Genomic DNA, 17,404 nt, shown 5'->3' on the forward strand with positions numbered 1-17,404 from the left:
TGTTTCAATGATTGAAGTCGAAGCAGCAAGAATAAAAATCAACCAATTTTTCGCTCAGCAAAAAGCAGTGGAGCATGTTTCTATTTTAGACGCTGTTGGACGAGTCTGCGCAGAAGATATCTTTGCTAAAATCGCTGTACCACATTTTCCTAGAGCTGGCATGGATGGTTATGCCGTTATTGCTGAAGAAACACAAGGTGCAAGTTTAGAAAAACCAATTTGTTTAAACGTCAGCAACTCGATTTTTGCTGGAGATTCAGAACCAGATAGTGTAAATGAATCTGGTTCTGCTGTTAGAATCATGACAGGAGCACCGATTCCCGCCCCTTTTGATGCGGTGATCAAACAAGAATGGACCGATTATGGTCAAACAGAGGTCAAAATCTACCGAGAAATCAAAGCGGGGCGTAATTATGGTGTTGTGGGTGAAGATGTGAGGCTTGAACAAAAGATTTTTTCAAAATATCAATTGATCAATAGCCGTGTAGTTGGTATCTTAGCAGCCCAAGGAATTGAAATGATTCAAGTCTTAGCGCCAATGAAAGTCGGAATTTTAGCGACTGGTAGTGAGTTAGTTTCTTTAGGGGCAACGCTCACTTCAGGCAAAATCTATGACAGCAATCTATATACGCTAGCTTCGTTCATTCAATCTAGTGGCAGTCAAATAATCTTCAAAGAGCATTGCTCCGATGATCCTAAAGAGATTGCTGAGCTCATTCGTGAAAGAGTGACAGATGTGGATTTATTGATCACAACGGGTGGTGTTTCAGTGGGGGAAAAAGATTTTGTTCCTCAAGTTATCGAAGCTTTAGGTGGAGAGACGCTCTTTCATTTTGTGAATATGAAACCAGGAACACCAATGATGGCAAGTAGCTATCAAAATAAACTACTTTTAAACTTGTCTGGCAATCCTTTTGCGGCTGTGGTCAATTTGCATTTATTTTATTGGTCAGCGCTGGCTCATTTTCTAAACTGCTCTGAGTTAAAGCTAGAACAACGTCAAGTCCAATTACTAGAAGAGTTAACGCCTTCCAATATTCGCCGCTTTATTCGGGCGTATGAAGAAAATGGTATGGTGTCTTTAAATGCAAAATTACATTATTCTTCAGTATTTCATAATACTCTTGAAACCAATTGTATGATCGATCAACCAGCTAAAAAGCTATTGAAAAAAGGAGACTATGTAACGGTTTATTATTGGAAATTTTAACAATTTAGTTATGACAAGGAGGTACTGTGTAATATCAGCTCGTACCTCGCTGTGTTTTACAGCAATAAGCCAGCATGCACGAAAATTGTTCTTCAAATTTTTGTGCATGCTGGCTTATTGTTGAAGATCCTGATTTTTTTCATACCGTTTATTTGGACTTTGAGTGACTGGGACATGAAACAAAGAGTTTTGTTCCACACTCTTTGTTTTTTGCGGCTAAAAAAAATTATTTATAACAGATTGTTTTTTTTTAGTCAGAGTGCTAAACTTAAGGAAAAGATGGTCAACTTTATCAATGGTTTAACCAATAATGAAAACGTTTTAAGAGGTGCTTAGATGAAAGAATCTTTACAATTTACTCATATCAATGAACAAGGACAAGCTCGGATGGTTGATGTTTCAAAAAAAGCAGCAACAGAAAGAACGGCAGTCGCTTACGGAGAGATTCGTATGAATCAAGAGGTTGCATCAGGGATCAAAAATCAGACGATAAAAAAGGGCGAAGTGCTACAAGTGGCTAGAGTGGCAGGGATTATGGCGGCAAAAAAAACAGTTGAATTAATTCCTCTCTGTCATGTCTTAGCCTTAACGAAATGTGAGGTCGATTTTAGCTGGAAGACAGCTCAAATTTTATCCGTTCGTTGTTTAACAAAAACAGTGGGTGTTACGGGTGTTGAGATGGAAGCCTTGACTGGCGCTAATATTGCCTTGCTAACGATTTATGATATGTGCAAGGCAATGGATCGTGAGATGAACATCATGAATGTCTGTTTATTAGAAAAATCAGGTGGTAAAAGCGGCCATTTTATTTCAACAAATCAGGAGATCAACGAATAAGGTTGTAGGAAGGCGGACTTAAAATGAAGGATTCTTTTAATCGTGAAATTGATTATGTGCGGCTATCTGTGACAGATCGTTGTGATCTTAGGTGTACGTACTGTATGCCGGCAACAGGAATGTGTTTTCTAAAAAAAGATGAGGTTTTAAGTTTTGATAACCTAGTATTTTTGATCAAGAGTTTAGCTAAACAGGGAATTAAAAAAGTTAAAATCACAGGTGGTGAACCCTTGACTCGCAGGGATACTGTCGCGTTGATCAAGTCGATAAAAGCTATCAATGGCATTGAAAAAGTGACCTTAACAACGAATGGTATTCAGTTGGCAAGATATGCTGAGGCTTTAAAAGAGGCGAATTTAGATGGACTCAATATTAGTATTGATACATTAGATCCAGACGAATTTCGTGCAATTACCCGAGTAGGGGAGTTAAAACGAGTATTAACTGGTTTGGAAAAAGCCATCGAGGTAGGTTTACCGAATATTAAAGTGAATACAGTTGCTAGAGGAGAGCTGACAGAAGCGGCTATTTGCGAAATTGCAGCACTTGCTAAAACGAACCCCATCCATGTACGTTTTATTGAGTTGATGCCGATCGGTTTAGGCAAAGGCTGTCCTGGAAAGACGCAAGAAGAGCTCTTTTCTATACTAGAATCAAACTATGGCAAGCTGAGACCCTTTGAACAGCGTTTAGGAAATGGACCAGCTAGTTATTTTTCATTACCAGATTTTAAAGGGAAAATTGGCTTTATTAGTGCGTTAGGTCATTGTTTTTGTGCTGAGTGTGATCGGATCCGGATTACAGCAGATGGCTGTTTAAAAACCTGTTTGCATATGGATGATGGCTGTGATTTAAAAGGCGCTTTGCAGACAGAAGATGAAGAATTATTGTTAAAACAGGTTTTTTCAGCAATTCGACGTAAACCCGAGAAACATCATTTTTTAGAGAGTCAGGGCGATTCTCGGTTAATGTCACAAATTGGAGGGTAAAGAGTATGGCAGTAGGAGAAATTATTGGGATCAATATTAGTGAACGACGGGGGACGCAGAAAAAAGAAATTCCAGAAGTCAATTTAATCAAAGGGTTTGGGTTAGAAAATGATGCGCATGGCGGAAATTGGCATCGCCAAGTCAGCTTGTTATCTTTTGAAAAAATCACCGAGTTTAACGAACGGGGGGCTCGTGTAGGCAATGGTGCTTTTGGCGAAAATATTATTGTATCAGGAATTGACTTGCGTGTATTACCTGTTGGCAGTCAAATTCGGATTGGTCAGGCGGAATTAGTCGTGACGCAAATTGGTAAAGAATGCCATAAACATTGTCAAATCTATGCACGAGTGGGCGATTGTATTATGCCAAGAGAAGGGATTTTTGCTGTTGTTGTAGCAGAAGGTCATATTAAAAAAGGAGATCAACTAGAAGTTGTATAAAGTAGGAATCATTACCTTAAGTGATAAAGGCTCTCAGGGATTACGCGAAGATGAGTCTGGTCGGATCGTCAAAGAGCTGATCAAAGATCAATTTGAACTGGTGAATCAAACTATATTACCTGATGAAGTGCGTGAGCTTAGCGCATTACTGATTGAATGGTGTGCAACGTGTGACTTGATTTTAACGACTGGCGGTACAGGTCTAGGTGTCCGAGACATCACACCAGAAGCAACCTTAAGTATTGGCGAAAAAGAGATTCCAGGTATTAGTGAAGGAATGCGCATGCAAAGTATTCAAAAAACGCCCTTTGCCATGTTGAGCCGAGGTGTTGCGGTACAGCGTGGGAAAACCTTGATCATCAATTTACCAGGAAGTCCTAAAGGGGTGACAGAAAATTTAAGTTACTTACTACCGATTTTACCTCATGCCTTAGATATTTTAACCAATCGAAAAACAGAGCATTAAGCGGAGGAAACCAGGATGAAAGTTGTAAAGACAGTTGATGCAGTAGGGTTGATTTTGTATCAGGATATTACCAAAATCGTAAAAGGTGAGTTTAAAGGAGCACTTTTTTCAAAAGGCTATCAAGTTAAACAAGAAGATATTCCTGTGTTGCTTGCATTAGGAAAAGAGCACTTGTTTTTTAAATCAGATGAATCAAATTTGATCCACGAAAATGATGCAGCTGATTTTTTATATCATTTGATTGCTGGAGAACAGATGCGACCAACACCAGTTTCAGAAGGGAAAATCGAAGTAGTAGCTGAAGTAGACGGCTTATTGAAAGTCGATCAAGACAGGTTGTTTGCCTTAAACTCGATTGAAAAAGTTGCAGTTGCAACACTGAAAAATAATCAAAAGGTTAAGGCTGGACAAAAAGTAGCAGGAACACGGATCATTCCGTTAGAAATTGAACCAGAAAACTTGCTTCAAGCTGAAAAATTGATTGGTCATAAAGAAATTTTAACTTTAATCCCTTTTAAGCCAGTAAAGGTAGGAATCGTGACGACGGGCAGTGAAGTATTCAAAGGATTGATCAAAGATTCTTTTACCCCTGTTGTTAAGGAGAAATTATCTCACTATCCAAATGCTACGATTGCTTTTCACGAAATTGTCAATGATGATCCACAACAGATCACAAAAGCGATCGAAAAGATGCTGGCAGCTGGAGCAGAGCTCATTTTTTGTACTGGCGGTATGAGTGTTGATCCAGATGACCGCACACCACTAGCAATAAAACAAACAGGAGCGAAGATAGTTTCTCATGGTACGCCAGTTTTACCAGGTTCGATGTTGTTGTTAGCCTATTTAGATGGAAAAACAATTGTGGGGTTGCCAGGAGGCATGATGTTTTCTGAACGGACGGTATTTGATTTATTATTACCAAGGATCATTGCGCAAGACACGATCACAAAAGAAGAAATCACCGCTTTAGGATATGGTGGCTATTTGTAAATTAGGTGTCGAGCAACACAGGCTAACCCGCTACGCTTTCAACTTTTAGGAGGAGAAATCATGAAACAAAATCACAAAGTGAAGGGGATTTGTCTACTGGTATTAGCATGTTTGTTTTTAACAGCGTGTACAGCTCAAAAGACGAAGACAACCGCTTCAACTAGTTTCAGCAGTTCAGAAGAGGAACATCACCTATTGATCGCAGCGGCAGCCAGTTTAGAGTCAGTCATGGAAAAGCAAATCATACCAGCTTTTGAGAAAAATAATCCTGGAACAACAGTAGAAGGAAATTATGATAGTTCTGGAAAATTACAAACACAAATTGAAAAAGGATTAGAAGCGGATATTTTCTTTTCAGCTGCAACCAAGCAAATGGATGCATTGGTTTCACAAAATTTAGTAGATCAGAAAAGTGTTGTCCCATTATTACAAAATCAATTAGTGATGATTGTGCCAAGGTCTTCTGATGCTGATTGGAAAGAATTTAGTGATTTGAAAAAAGCTGAGATGGTTGCGATAGGCGATCCTGCAAGCGTTCCAGCAGGGCAGTATGCTGAAAAAGGCTTGAAAGCATTAGGTTTATGGGAGGAAGTCAAAGCGCATGCTAGTTTTGGAACGAATGTAACGGAAGTGTTAAATTGGATTGCTGAAGGAAGTGCTCAAGCCGGTCTCGTTTATGCTACTGACGCAGCTTCTACGGATAAAGTCAAAGTTGTAGCTGTTTTACCAGAGGATACCTTGAATGATCCGATCATCTATCCGATTGGTTTAGTTGAGAAATCGAAAGAAAAAGCAATCGCAGAAGACTTTATTACCTTTATGCAAAGTAAAGAAGTGGCGAAATATTTTGAAGATACAGGTTTTATTATGAATAAGTAGGTGAATGTGATGGATTTAAGTCCAATCATTATTTCGTTTCAAACGGCGATCATGGCGATTTTTTTTACTTTTTTTAGTGGAACCTTGATTGCTTATCTTGTTTTCCGTCAGAAAAATCAAGGACTTAAAATGCTGCTTAACAGTCTATTTACCTTGCCGCTGGTGTTGCCGCCAACGGTTTTTGGTTTCTTTTTATTGAATATATTCGGTGTTCAACAGCCAATAGGTAAATTTTTGTTGGATTTTTTTTCTGTTAAAGTGGTTTTTTCTTGGGCAGCGACAGTGATCGCAGCAGTTGCGGTGTCATTTCCTTTGATGTATCGTTCTGCGATCGCAGCGTTTGAACAAATTGACCCTGATCTATTAGCTGCTGCTCAAACGTTAGGGTTTTCGGAGAGAAAAATATTTTTTAAAATTGCATTTCCTTTGGCAATCAATGGGCTTTTAGCGGGAGGCGTATTAGCTTTTGCTCGTGGGTTAGGTGAATTTGGGGCAACAACGATGCTAGCAGGAAATATTGCAGGAAAGACTCGAACGTTGCCGTTGGCTATATACTCAGCGGTTGCGGCAGGTGACTGGTCATTGGCGCAACAATATGTGACGATCATTGTGCTTATTTGTCTGTTGATCTTATTTTTAACAGAGCTATTCAGCAGAAAATCGCGGAGGATACAAGGATGAAACTTTTTGTTGATATTCAAAAAAAATTACGTGATCATCAGTTGAGTGCTACATTTGAGCTTGAAGCAACCACCTTAGGAATTTTAGGTGCTTCTGGTTGTGGCAAAAGTATGCTTCTAAAATGTATTGCTGGGATTGAAACGCCAGATTCAGGTAAGATTCAATTAGGGGATCGAGTGCTTTTTGACCAGGAAAAAGGGATCGATTTACCACCGCAACAGCGTAAAGTAGGACTGCTGTTTCAGCAATATGCACTGTTTCCACATTTTACAGTATTTAAAAATTTAAGCAGTGTGACTAAGGATCAATCATTGATTGCAGCGCTGTTAGGGATGTTTCATTTAGAAAATGTTAAAAATAGCTACCCTAGACAGCTTTCAGGTGGACAAAAACAGCGTGTAGCTTTAGCTCGGATGTTAGCCTCGCAGCCTGAATTATTATTATTGGATGAACCTTTTTCAGCATTGGATACCTCATTAAAAGAGGAGCTCCAACTAGAATTACAAAACCATTTAGCCGACTTTAAAGGAAATGTCCTGATCGTCAGTCATAGTCTAGATGAACTCTATCGATTATGTCCGCAGCTCCTGATCATGACAGAAGCAGGGGTAATCAAGGGGCAAACGACTGAGTTGTTTAAGCAACCACAAACAGAAGCCGCCGCTCGTTTGACGGGCTGCAAAAATATTTTTCCTGTTAAACGGATCGATGCTCATACGGTTCAAGTTAAGGGGTGGGCAACGCCATTGATTGTCACAGCAAACGTGCCTATAACTTGTCGCTATATTGGGATTCGAGCTCATGATTTATTGGTAAATGGTGCTGAAGGTAACCAACTGGATGTACATTTTGTTAGTAGTCAGCAAACTCCGTTTGAACAGAATGCTTGGTTTGTATGTAATGACCTTGATCTTTGGTGGAAAGGGAGTAAACAAATCGAAATGAGTACAGTCAAACGATTCAGTGTATCACCTGATGCCATCATGATTTTAACCTAAAGGTTCAAGTTGTTACTTAATCAGAGGAAATCAATTGGAAAATAGAAATGGGAGGTTATTTATTGTGATGAAAGAGAGTGACTTTATTGATTATTTAACTGTCGCACTTAAAAATTTAGGCTATACTAAAACGGGGATTTTTAATGTTGAAGGAGAAGTTAAAAGACTACTCAAACTCTATTCAGCTGCAGAGATAAAGGAGAAAGTAGAACAATCGAAATAAATCAGTTGTAAATAATCAAAACTTTGATAAAGTAAAGAGTAAGAGTAACTCGTGGAGGCAAAAGATGAGCGTGTATTTAGAACGACCAGAATTTGAAGAACCTATTCTTTTTAGAGCCTTTATCAATGATGGCATGACGATTGTTTACCCTCATTGGCATAAAGAGATTGAAATCATCTATTCGATTCGGGGAACGGTTAATATTGGTGTAGGAGATGAAATCGTCCATGTAGCTGAAGGGGAGATTTATTTCTTTGCTAGTGGGGAACCGCATTATTTTTTAGCTTCGCCAGATAGCGAACGAATCGTTTATCAGTTTGACTTGAATATCTTTGACGAGATAAATTTAAGATCAGCGAATGATTGCAGCTTGATTGAGCTATTTGAAACGGGAGAAAAACACAGTTCAAAATGGTCGAAGTCATTAACGTTGGAAATGAAAAAACTACTACAGCAGTTATTTGAGGAAGCTGAAAAAAATGTGCCAGGTAAAAACTATGCACTGTTTAATTTACTGTTTCAACTAATCACAACTTTTTACAGAAGACTACCTCAAACGAAAATGGAAGTCAAAAAAGGTGCTAAAGCTTCTACCATGAAGTATAAAGAAAACTTAGAACAGTTAGATCGTATCTTTACTTATGTAGAAAATCATTATGAAGAATCAATTACGTTAGAGGAGATAGCAAAGTACAGTGGGTTTAGCTCTTATTATTTTACACGCTTTTTTAAAGCTAATACGGGTACGACTTTTATGAGTTTTTTGACGGAATATCGTATCAATCAAGCGAAGTTTATTTTAGCGAATGAAAAAGTTCCGATGATCGCAGTCGCTGAAAAATCGGGATTTGCTAGTGTGAAAACCTTTCATCATGTGTTTAAAGAGCAGGTGGGGATTTCACCGTTGAAGTATCAGAAGAAATTTCTCGAGATATAATACAAAAGCCCAAAAATGAGGGCTTTTTTTTAATAATAAAAACTTGCATTTTCTGCTAGATGATGTTATTCTTATCACTCTCAAAGAGTAATGATTACGATTTAGAAAGAGGTGAAAGGAAAAATGGCTAAAAAATCAAAAATCGCCAAAGCAAAACAGCAACAAGCATTAATTGAAAAGTATGCTGAAAGACGCATTGAGTTAAAAGCGAATAACGACTATGCCGCTTTAGCAAAATTACCAAAAGATTCCAATCCAAATCGCTTGAAAAACCGTGATTTGATCGATGGACGACCAAGAGCATACATGCGTAAATTCGGTATGTCTAGAATCAATTTTAGAACATTAGCGCATCAAGGTAAAATTCCTGGTGTACACAAAGCAAGCTGGTAATTATTAACTAGTAACCGACAAATAGATGCAAAGAGGTGATTGGATGGAGAAACAAGATCTTTCAAGTGCACGTAGAAGATTGAAGTGTACGAACCGAAAAACAAGAAAACGAGCATTAAAAATTATTCAGCAATATAAACGGGAACAAAGACATCGAGTGATGACTTCTGGTAGTGTTGGGTAAGTGTTTTACTAATCGAATGAGAAAATGAAGTTCTTCCTTTTTAGTAAAGAAGGGAAGGGCTTTTTTGTTTTTGTTGAGATTATTAGGATTGTAAAGTTGTTTTGATTTAAGCTGTCCCATTTCTATGGTGTGGCTAATTTGGAGTGATTGAAACTTCTCTCCTTTAGATTGCTAAGCGCTGTCTAAAGTCAGTTTTATGTATGACGTTTGGTGATTCATAAGTAAGGAGACAACGCCCCTTTTAGTCGCCTTGTACTGTTCATCATCTACTCTGGCAAAGCCAGTCGCAGTGATTCGCAAGTAAGGAGACAACGTTCCTTTTAGTCGCCTTGTACTGTTCAACATCTGGCTCTGGCAAAGCTAGTCGCAGTGATTCGCAAGTAAGGAGACAACGCTCCTTTTAGTCGCCTTGTACTGTTCATCATCTACTCTGGCGAAGCCAGTCGCAGTGATGAACAGCAATATCCAGGAACTTTTCAACTGGAATCTAGGAAGAAAGCTCTTTCATAATTTTGTATAGTAATAGTGTAGAAGTGGAACCGTTTTATTTTTCCACAAAATAATATGAGTAGATTACTGGAGGTTTTATGATGACGTTGAAAGTAGGAATTATTGGTTGCGGCGGGATTGCGAATGGGAAACATTTACCAGCACTTGCACAAGTAAAAGAAGTCGAAATGGTTGCTTTTTGTGACCTAATCAGTGAACGAGCAGAAGAAGCAAAAATGCACTATGGGGCATTAACAGCGAAGACATTTATCAATTACCAAGAAATGCTTGAAGAAATGGACTTGGATGTGGTTCATGTTTGTACACCAAACAGCACGCATGCCGAACTATCAATCGCAGCAATGGAAGCGGATTGTCATGTGATGTGCGAAAAACCAATGGCAAAAACGTCTGCTGAAGCGCGTAGTATGATCGAAGCCGCAAGTGAAACAGGAAAAAAATTAACAATCGGTTATCAAAATCGTTTTAGAAAAGATGCAACGTATCTACATGAAATTTGTGATGAAGGCGAGTTAGGGGATATTTACTTTGCGAAAGCCCATGCCATTCGCCGTCGTGCAGTGCCAACTTGGGGTGTTTTCCTTGATGAAGAAGCCCAAGGTGGCGGACCGTTGATCGATATCGGGACTCATGCGCTGGATCTGACGCTATGGATGATGGACAATTACAAACCAAAATATGTGGTAGGAAAAGCTTATCATAAATTGTCTGAAACAGAAAATGCAGCCAATGCTTGGGGCTCTTGGGACCCTGAAAAATTCACTGTTGAAGATTCAGCATTTGGCTTTATCATGATGGAAAATGGCGCGACAATCTTTTTAGAATCGAGCTGGGCGCTAAATAGTTTAGACGTAAAAGAAGCCAAAACCACTCTTCACGGTACGAAGGGCGGAGCTGATATGAATGACGGATTGACGATCAATGGCGAAGATCATAGTACACTTTTTGAAAAGAAAATCGAATTAGAACCAGGCGGTGTTGATTTTTATGATGGAGCCGGCGACAAGCCGGAAGTGTTAGAAGCACAATCATGGATCGATGCAATCATCAATGATACAGAACCTGTTGTTAAACCTGAGCAAGCTTTAGTTGTGACAGAAATTCTTGAAGCAATTTACAAAGCATCCGAAACGAATCAACCTGTATTTTTCAATTAACTCAAGATTATCTAGCTTCATGAGCTAGCATCTCGTAAAAAAGATAAAATATGAATGTGACAAAAAACATCACAGTCATATTTTCCTATTTTTCGTCGATGCTAAACGGCTCATTCAGCTTCTAAATTAGGGGGAAAAAACGATGATCCAAGTCACAGTCTGGAATGAATTCCGTCATGAAAAAACAGATGAAGCTGTAAAAAAGGTTTACCCAGATGGCATTCATCAACAAATCGCACAATTTTTAAAGGAAGATGATTTTTCTGTGCGAACAGCTACCTTAGATGAACCAGAGCATGGCTTAACAGAAGAAGTTCTAGCAAATACCGATGTCTTGATTTGGTGGGGACATGTTGCCCACCAAGAAGTTTCTGACGAGATTGTGCAACGCGTCTATCAATGTGTGTTGGAAGGGATGGGCTTAGTCGTCCTTCATTCAGGTCATATGTCAAAAATTTTCATGAAACTAATGGGCACATCATGCGATTTAAAATGGCGAGAAGCACAAGAACATTGCCGCATCTGGACTGTAGCGCCAAGCCACCCCATTGTTGAAGGAATCGGTGAGTATATAGAGCTTGAAAAAGAAGAAATGTACGGTGAACATTTTGATATCCCAACACCAGATGACTTGATTTTTATCAGTTGGTATCCAGGCGGAGAAGTCTTTCGCAGTGGTTGTACCTACCATCGTGGTAACGGAAAGATCTTTTATTTTCAGCCAGGTCATGAAACGTATCCTTCTTATTATAATAAAGAAATCCAAAAAGTAATCAAAAACGGTATCCGCTGGTGTCAACCAACGCAAAATGCTTATCCAAATTACGGGCACCATGAACCTTTAGAATCTATTACAAACAAGAAAGGAAATGAACAATGAAATTAGGTGTATTTACTCCATTATTCAATAATTTAAGCTTTGAAGAAATGATCGATACAGTCTCAAAAGCAGGACTAGAAGCAGTTGAAATCGGCACAGGCGGCTCGCCAGGAAATGCTCATTTAGATATCGATCAATTATTAGCAAGTTCAGAGGCTAGAAAAGAGTATTTAGCGAAACTTGCTGACAAAGGCTTAACGATCAGTGCATTAAGCTGTCATAATAATCCTATTTCTCCACTAAAAGAAACGGCCCAAGAAGCAGATCAACTATTGCAAAAAACGATCAAACTAGCTTCTTTAATGAACGTATCAGTCGTCAATGGCTTTTCTGGTGTCTCAGGAGGAAATGCTACCGATACCCAAGTCAATTGGCCCGTGTTACCTTGGCCAACAGAATACGATGATAACTACAATTACCAATGGGAAAAGAAATTGATCCCTTACTGGAAAAATATCAATACCATCGCAGAAGATGCTGGAGTGAAAATCGGCATCGAATTGCATGGCGGTTTCTTATGTCATACACCTTATACGATGTTAAAACTCCGTGAAGCCACAGGCAAAGCAATCGGCTGTAATTTAGATCCAAGTCATTTATGGTGGCAAGGCATCGATCCAGTAGCTGCAGTAAAAATTTTAGGAGAAGCGGGTGCAATTCATCATTTCCACGCGAAAGATACGTATTTAGATCAAGACAACATCAATATGCATGGACTAACGGATATGCAGCCATATGGGAATGTCAAAACCCGTGCGTGGACGTTCCGCTCAGTTGGATGCGGTCATGATTTAAAAGTTTGGTCAGACATTATTAGCGCACTTAGAATTTATGGATACGATTATGTTTTAAGTATTGAACATGAAGACCCGATCATGTCAACAGAAGAAGGCTTAAACAGAGCGATTACTAATTTGAAAAGTATTATGATTAAAGAACAACCTGCGGAAATGTGGTGGGTATAATTAAGGAAACAACGCTCCATATAGTAGCCTTGTACTGTTCAACATCGACTCACTGTGTTCCTCGTGGTTCACAGCAAAGCTGAACGAAGCGTTTAGCTCTCAAGAAACCAAGTAGGTACTGAGCAACATCAGTTCATTGCATTCACTGTGTTTTACAGCAATTAGGAATCTGAATGTGGAACGCTTTTTGTTCCATATGAAGATTGTCTATTTTCCTGGAGAGCTGCTTCGTGAAGCTGGATGAAACAAAAGCTGAGTAGGCTGCTCAGACTTTGAGCAGTAGAATGAGAAAAATATAGCGATGCTTTTTATCGCGGATTTTTCTTATCTACTGTCGAAAAGTCTAGCCTGCAAAGCTAGACGTCAAAGAGAAGAACGCGACTGTTTCTGATCAATTTTCTCCCCATCCTACAAAAATTACCTTCTTTAATAGAAAGGACTCAAAAAATGACAGCAATCAATTTTGCCGTAATCGGCTATGGCGGGATGGGTTCATACCATATCCATAATATTATGCCTAATGAAAACGAACGAATCCATGTCGTTGGAACTTACGATATTTCAGGCGAACGTCAAAAAATTTCCAGTCAACACAAGCATAAAATCTACCATTCACTAGAAGAAGTCCTAACCGATGAAACGATCGAAGCAGTGTTGATCGCTACGCCAAATGATTCACATAAAGATCTAGCAATCCAAGCTTTGAAAGTTGGAAAACATGTTGTCTGTGAAAAACCAGTCACCATGAATGTAGAAGAATTGGACGAAGTGCTAAAGGTCGCTAAAGAGACAGGTCAAACCTTTATGGTTCATCAAAACCGACGCTGGGACCCTGATTTTTTGATCACACGAGAATTATACAAAAAACAACAAATCGGAGAATTATTCCAAATCGAATCACGCGTTCAAGGAGCAAATGGCATCCCGGGTGATTGGCGTCATGAGTTAAAACATGGCGGCGGTATGCTTTTAGATTGGGGTGTCCATTTATTAGATCAACTATTATTTTTAGTGGATAGCCGAATCGAAAAAGTATCTGCCGATTTAAGCTATATTCTTGGCGATGAGGTGGATGATGGCTTTATCACGTATATTATTTTTGAAAATGGCATTCGAGCAATTATCGAAGTTGGGACAACTAATTATACAAAATTACCTCGCTGGTATTTAAAAGGAACCCAAGGAACAGCCGTCATCCAAGATTGGGATCTTTCTGGTGAGATGATCGTTGATTCAGGCAAGAAAAATATCCAAGCACCAAAACCAATTCAAGCAGGCGTTGGTTTGACTAAAACCATGGCGCCACCATCAGAAGAAGCAACCGAGACGGTAGCATTACCCAAGGTTACTGCAGAATATGACACATTTTATAAAAATTTTTACAAAGTTGTTAGGGAACAAGCAGAACCCGTAGTTAAAAATGAAGAAGTCCGTCAAGTGATGGTTCTGATCGAAGAAATCTTTAAAGCAGCAAAAAGATGAATCAAATGAACGAAATAGCTTCATCCTAAAAGTAAAGTTCCCTAAATAGGGTACTTTACTTTTTTTTAGACTAAGCATAAAATATTAAAGAGCGGATTTAGGAAGAAGAAAAGGGAGAGTATTTGTGAAAAAAAAATTACAATTATTTAAAAAGAAACCAATTAAGTATTCATTGATCATAGTTGGAATGATTTTGTTGGTTTTTATCAGCAACTTATACTTACAGTGGTGTCAAAACGAATTATCATTTGATTTAGTAGCTAAATTTGCTTTTTCTTGGCATACTGAAAAATTTATTTTAGGTAGTCTAGTCTTGTTGCTATTTTTATTATTTCTATGTAGTGTAGCAGGTTCACTAATACTTGGAAGTGTCCTGTATGCAATTACGATCGGAATTTTAGGCTTTGCAGATTATCAAAAAATGTTTTACCGAACTGAGCCGATTTATCCAGATGATTTAAAAATGATTACGGAATTTGGTTTATTAAGAGAAATGATTGGAACGATTCCTTTTGTTATTATTATATTGATTGCAGCAATCGGTTTATTCTTTTTCGGCAGAGCCATTTATAAAAGCCGTCTGTTATCGAAAAAATGGCAGATCATACGAATCTCAGGCATAGTTATCACAGCAGCACTATTGCTGTATGTCAGCGATTTTAACAACCCAAATAATTTATTAAGGAAAGCCTATAACAAAACAGCGTTATGGATTCCCTATAGTCAAAAAATGAATTATTACAATACTGGATTTATGGGTGGATTTTTGTATAACTTAAAAGTTGATGCCATGGATAAACCAAAAAACTACTCAAAAAAGACCATTGAAGACATCACGACTAAATACACAAAAACAGCTCAAGCAACAAACAGTTTATCTGAAGAAAAGCCAAATATTATTTTTGTGATGAGTGAAAGTTTTTCAAATCCGCAAAATTTAAACGGTGTGACCGTCAATAAAGATCCTTTAAAAGAGTATTATGATATTGCAAAAACAACCTATAGTGGTCAAATGCTCTCGCAGAATTATGGTGGGGGAACAGCGAATATTGAATTTGAGGCACTGACCAGTTTCTCCATGGAATTATTCAATCCTCAACTGACAACGCCATACACAATGCTGATCCCTAAAATGAAGGAAGTTCCGTCGATTGTTTCGTTATTGAATCAGCAGGACTATCAAACAACCGCGATTCATCCTTATAATACATCGATGTATAAGCGTAAAGATGTCTATCAGACGATGGGCTTCGATCAGTTTATCAGTGAAGATACGATGAAATACACAGAAACACTTGAAAATAATCCTTATATTTCTGATGAGTCGGCATATAAAGAAGTATTCGATTTATTAAAAGAGGATCAAAAGCCGCAATTCGTTCATTTGGTAACGATGCAAACGCATATGCCATATAGCGATAAATACAAGAGCTCAGATTACTCTTCACAAAGTTTAGGAAACAAAAAAGCAATCGATAGCTACATGCAAGATGTTGCCTATAGCAGTGAAGCATTGAAACAATTTACAAGTTCATTGAAGGAGCTCAAAAGACGGACATTAGTTGTTTTTTGGGGTGATCATTTGCCTAGTATTTACTCAGATGAGATCAAATCGGCTAACGATGAAGTAAAAATACACCAAACGGAATTCTTAATGTATGACAATCAAGGAAAACTTAGCGAGAGAAACATACATGATGCAGTTACAAGTCCTTTTTACTTTACGCCTTCATTATTTGAACAAAGCGGCATGCAAATGACTGGTTTTTATCAATTGCTATCTGAATTAGAAAAACAAGTTCCAGCTTTTGAGAAAAGCTTCTATTATAAGGATAAACAATGGAGTAAAACACTTGCTCTAAATAAAGCACAAGAAGAATTATACGAAGACTATCGCTTGATTCAATATGATATTGTTTCTGGAGAAAATTATAGCTTAAAAACAGATTTTTTTAAATGAAACAAATGAGGTGAAAAGGAGTAAACGATGAGCTTTAAAAAGAAAGATAATCAAACGTATTATAATCCGATTCGTCGTGCCGTGTTGAACCACCAAATGATTCAACCAGGTGATAAAGTTGCAATTGGGATGAGTGGTGGCAAAGACAGCACAAGCTTGTTGTATTTTCTAGATATGATCAGCAAGCAAAAACGCTTAGGCTTTGAATTTGAAATCGTGCCGATCACATTAGCTATGGGGTTTGATATGGATATCAGCCCTTTGCAGGAATTTGTGGAAGGATTAGGGTATGAGCTGGACATTGTGCCGACTAATATTGCCCAAGTTGTCTTTGATATCCGAGAAGAACGCTCACCGTGTTCGCTTTGCGCCAAATTACGTCGAGGAATTTTGTATAAGCGTGCCAAAGAAGTTGGCTGCAATAAAGTGGCTTTAGGTCATCACCTAGATGATGCTATCGAAACGTATTTTATGAATTTTCTATTTCACGGTCAAATGGCTAGCTTTGATCCGATGAGCTATTTATCCAAAACAGATATCACCTTGATTCGCCCTTTACTTTATCTAGAAGAAAAACAGATCATTCAGTTTGTTCAAAGAGAAGAGCTCCCTGTGATTTTCAATCCATGTCCTGTTGATAAGAAAACCAAACGGGAAGAAATCAAACATCTTGTAAGTGGGTTAGCCCAAAGTTACCCTGATATTCGAGAGAAATTTATCATGGGGTTGGAGCAAGGGACATCTGAAAATTTTTGGACAAAGTCACTGCTATCACCTGAGTGAAAAAAGGAGTACTATGAAAAAAATTATTGTGTTGTTTTTGTTGGTACTTGGTGGTTGTTCGAAAATAGAGCCATCGAAAACTGAAGAAGTAAACCCTAAAGCAATTGAAAGCAAACAAGTCGAATTTGAATTTAAAGGGAAAAAATTGCTCATTACGAATCACTCGGAAAAGATTATGACATTGATAGAAACTGATACAACCTATTCTATAGAAGAAAAGGGAAAATGGCAGACGATCGATCAAATTTCAGGTTCGCTTTCAATTACGTACAATGTGTTAAGTAAAGAAGTGTACGAATACGATCTTACCAAAGAACTGTCGGAAATTGGTACCAATAAAATCAAAGTGACAGTTGTTTATACCTTTGAAACTGGTGATGAAACAAACCAATATGAAAAAGAGCTGATCTACAAAGAATAGCAGGAACTGCAAACTATTG

At 38.2% G+C, this 17,404-nt stretch carries 20 protein-coding genes; all 20 read left to right on the forward strand.

The window, feature by feature from the left end:
- The first annotated feature begins 7 nt into the window (after window positions 1–7).
- Window positions 8–1,210, forward strand: a complete 1,203-nt coding sequence (locus ATZ35_RS10500) for a molybdopterin molybdotransferase MoeA (protein ID WP_208927202.1) — start codon at window positions 8–10, stop codon at window positions 1,208–1,210.
- Window positions 1,211–1,546: 336 nt separating this feature from the next.
- The gene (gene moaC, locus ATZ35_RS10505; RefSeq protein ID WP_208927203.1) at window positions 1,547–2,047 is read left to right on the forward strand and encodes a cyclic pyranopterin monophosphate synthase MoaC; all 501 of its coding nucleotides are present in this window, start codon (window positions 1,547–1,549) and stop codon (window positions 2,045–2,047) included.
- Window positions 2,048–2,070: 23 nt separating this feature from the next.
- Window positions 2,071–3,036: a GTP 3',8-cyclase MoaA gene (gene moaA / locus ATZ35_RS10510; RefSeq protein WP_208927204.1), complete on the forward strand. Its 966-nt coding sequence runs from the start codon at window positions 2,071–2,073 to the stop codon at window positions 3,034–3,036.
- Between the two features lie 5 nt (window positions 3,037–3,041).
- A complete protein-coding gene (locus ATZ35_RS10515; RefSeq protein ID WP_208927205.1) occupies window positions 3,042–3,476 on the forward strand; it encodes an MOSC domain-containing protein in 435 nt (144 codons plus the stop codon).
- Window positions 3,469–3,942 carry a MogA/MoaB family molybdenum cofactor biosynthesis protein gene (locus tag ATZ35_RS10520; protein ID WP_208927206.1) on the forward strand — a complete coding sequence of 158 codons (474 nt, stop codon included), beginning with the start codon at window positions 3,469–3,471 and terminating at the stop codon, window positions 3,940–3,942. Before ATZ35_RS10515 ends, ATZ35_RS10520 begins: the two co-directional genes overlap by 8 nt.
- Before the next feature lie 15 nt (window positions 3,943–3,957).
- A complete protein-coding gene (locus ATZ35_RS10525) occupies window positions 3,958–4,932 on the forward strand; it encodes a molybdopterin-binding protein (protein ID WP_208927207.1) in 975 nt (324 codons plus the stop codon).
- A gap of 57 nt (window positions 4,933–4,989) precedes the next feature.
- On the forward strand, window positions 4,990–5,811 hold the full coding sequence (modA, locus tag ATZ35_RS10530) for a molybdate ABC transporter substrate-binding protein (protein ID WP_425250088.1): 822 nt from the start codon (window positions 4,990–4,992) through the stop codon (window positions 5,809–5,811).
- 9 nt (window positions 5,812–5,820) lie between these two features.
- The gene (modB, locus tag ATZ35_RS10535; RefSeq protein WP_208927209.1) at window positions 5,821–6,492 is read left to right on the forward strand and encodes a molybdate ABC transporter permease subunit; all 672 of its coding nucleotides are present in this window, start codon (window positions 5,821–5,823) and stop codon (window positions 6,490–6,492) included.
- Window positions 6,489–7,490 carry a sulfate/molybdate ABC transporter ATP-binding protein gene (locus ATZ35_RS10540; RefSeq protein ID WP_208927210.1) on the forward strand — a complete coding sequence of 334 codons (1,002 nt, stop codon included), beginning with the start codon at window positions 6,489–6,491 and terminating at the stop codon, window positions 7,488–7,490. Before modB ends, ATZ35_RS10540 begins: the two co-directional genes overlap by 4 nt.
- Window positions 7,491–7,524: 34 nt before the next feature.
- Window positions 7,525–7,713, forward strand: a complete 189-nt coding sequence (locus tag ATZ35_RS10545) for a hypothetical protein (RefSeq protein WP_208930523.1) — start codon at window positions 7,525–7,527, stop codon at window positions 7,711–7,713.
- Window positions 7,714–7,777: 64 nt separating this feature from the next.
- On the forward strand, window positions 7,778–8,650 hold the full coding sequence (locus ATZ35_RS10550) for an AraC family transcriptional regulator (RefSeq protein WP_208927211.1): 873 nt from the start codon (window positions 7,778–7,780) through the stop codon (window positions 8,648–8,650).
- A 123-nt stretch (window positions 8,651–8,773) separates the two neighbouring features.
- Entirely contained in the window at window positions 8,774–9,043 is a 270-nt protein-coding gene (gene rpsN, locus ATZ35_RS10555; protein WP_208927212.1) for a 30S ribosomal protein S14, read from the forward strand.
- Window positions 9,044–9,086: 43 nt separating this feature from the next.
- The gene (locus ATZ35_RS10560; protein ID WP_167324170.1) at window positions 9,087–9,227 is read left to right on the forward strand and encodes a putative metal homeostasis protein; all 141 of its coding nucleotides are present in this window, start codon (window positions 9,087–9,089) and stop codon (window positions 9,225–9,227) included.
- Between the two features lie 590 nt (window positions 9,228–9,817).
- Window positions 9,818–10,894 (forward strand): Gfo/Idh/MocA family protein, encoded by a 1,077-nt coding sequence (locus tag ATZ35_RS10565; protein WP_208930471.1) that lies wholly within the window; start codon window positions 9,818–9,820, stop codon window positions 10,892–10,894.
- Window positions 10,895–11,036: 142 nt separating this feature from the next.
- Window positions 11,037–11,774: a ThuA domain-containing protein gene (locus tag ATZ35_RS10570; RefSeq protein WP_208927213.1), complete on the forward strand. Its 738-nt coding sequence runs from the start codon at window positions 11,037–11,039 to the stop codon at window positions 11,772–11,774.
- Window positions 11,771–12,739 (forward strand): sugar phosphate isomerase/epimerase family protein, encoded by a 969-nt coding sequence (locus ATZ35_RS10575; RefSeq protein WP_208927214.1) that lies wholly within the window; start codon window positions 11,771–11,773, stop codon window positions 12,737–12,739. Before ATZ35_RS10570 ends, ATZ35_RS10575 begins: the two co-directional genes overlap by 4 nt.
- 447 nt (window positions 12,740–13,186) lie before the next feature.
- The gene (locus ATZ35_RS10580; RefSeq protein ID WP_208927215.1) at window positions 13,187–14,221 is read left to right on the forward strand and encodes a Gfo/Idh/MocA family protein; all 1,035 of its coding nucleotides are present in this window, start codon (window positions 13,187–13,189) and stop codon (window positions 14,219–14,221) included.
- 124 nt (window positions 14,222–14,345) lie between these two features.
- The gene (locus tag ATZ35_RS10585) at window positions 14,346–16,181 is read left to right on the forward strand and encodes an LTA synthase family protein (protein WP_208927216.1); all 1,836 of its coding nucleotides are present in this window, start codon (window positions 14,346–14,348) and stop codon (window positions 16,179–16,181) included.
- A 27-nt stretch (window positions 16,182–16,208) separates the two neighbouring features.
- Window positions 16,209–16,964 carry a tRNA 2-thiocytidine biosynthesis TtcA family protein gene (locus ATZ35_RS10590; RefSeq protein ID WP_069639542.1) on the forward strand — a complete coding sequence of 252 codons (756 nt, stop codon included), beginning with the start codon at window positions 16,209–16,211 and terminating at the stop codon, window positions 16,962–16,964.
- A gap of 13 nt (window positions 16,965–16,977) precedes the next feature.
- Window positions 16,978–17,385 carry a hypothetical protein gene (locus ATZ35_RS10595; protein ID WP_069639541.1) on the forward strand — a complete coding sequence of 136 codons (408 nt, stop codon included), beginning with the start codon at window positions 16,978–16,980 and terminating at the stop codon, window positions 17,383–17,385.
- Window positions 17,386–17,404: the final 19 nt, after the last annotated feature.

The sequence above is a fragment of the Enterococcus rotai genome, from assembly GCF_001465345.1.
Taxonomy (GTDB): Bacteria; Bacillota; Bacilli; order Lactobacillales; family Enterococcaceae; genus Enterococcus_L; species Enterococcus_L rotai.

What these genes read in the sequence shown, in the direction of transcription:
- ATZ35_RS10500 (WP_208927202.1), top strand. Translation starts at nt 8, where the DNA reads ATGATTGAAGTCGAAGCAGCAAGAATAAAAATCAACCAATTTTTCGCT.
- moaC (WP_208927203.1), top strand. Translation starts at nt 1,547, where the DNA reads ATGAAAGAATCTTTACAATTTACTCATATCAATGAACAAGGACAAGCT.
- moaA (WP_208927204.1), top strand. Translation starts at nt 2,071, where the DNA reads ATGAAGGATTCTTTTAATCGTGAAATTGATTATGTGCGGCTATCTGTG.
- ATZ35_RS10515 (WP_208927205.1), top strand. Translation starts at nt 3,042, where the DNA reads ATGGCAGTAGGAGAAATTATTGGGATCAATATTAGTGAACGACGGGGG.
- ATZ35_RS10525 (WP_208927207.1), top strand. Translation starts at nt 3,958, where the DNA reads ATGAAAGTTGTAAAGACAGTTGATGCAGTAGGGTTGATTTTGTATCAG.
- modB (WP_208927209.1), top strand. Translation starts at nt 5,821, where the DNA reads ATGGATTTAAGTCCAATCATTATTTCGTTTCAAACGGCGATCATGGCG.
- ATZ35_RS10540 (WP_208927210.1), top strand. Translation starts at nt 6,489, where the DNA reads ATGAAACTTTTTGTTGATATTCAAAAAAAATTACGTGATCATCAGTTG.
- ATZ35_RS10550 (WP_208927211.1), top strand. Translation starts at nt 7,778, where the DNA reads ATGAGCGTGTATTTAGAACGACCAGAATTTGAAGAACCTATTCTTTTT.
- rpsN (WP_208927212.1), top strand. Translation starts at nt 8,774, where the DNA reads ATGGCTAAAAAATCAAAAATCGCCAAAGCAAAACAGCAACAAGCATTA.
- ATZ35_RS10560 (WP_167324170.1), top strand. Translation starts at nt 9,087, where the DNA reads ATGGAGAAACAAGATCTTTCAAGTGCACGTAGAAGATTGAAGTGTACG.
- ATZ35_RS10565 (WP_208930471.1), top strand. Translation starts at nt 9,818, where the DNA reads ATGACGTTGAAAGTAGGAATTATTGGTTGCGGCGGGATTGCGAATGGG.
- ATZ35_RS10570 (WP_208927213.1), top strand. Translation starts at nt 11,037, where the DNA reads ATGATCCAAGTCACAGTCTGGAATGAATTCCGTCATGAAAAAACAGAT.
- ATZ35_RS10575 (WP_208927214.1), top strand. Translation starts at nt 11,771, where the DNA reads ATGAAATTAGGTGTATTTACTCCATTATTCAATAATTTAAGCTTTGAA.
- ATZ35_RS10580 (WP_208927215.1), top strand. Translation starts at nt 13,187, where the DNA reads ATGACAGCAATCAATTTTGCCGTAATCGGCTATGGCGGGATGGGTTCA.
- ATZ35_RS10590 (WP_069639542.1), top strand. Translation starts at nt 16,209, where the DNA reads ATGAGCTTTAAAAAGAAAGATAATCAAACGTATTATAATCCGATTCGT.
- ATZ35_RS10595 (WP_069639541.1), top strand. Translation starts at nt 16,978, where the DNA reads ATGAAAAAAATTATTGTGTTGTTTTTGTTGGTACTTGGTGGTTGTTCG.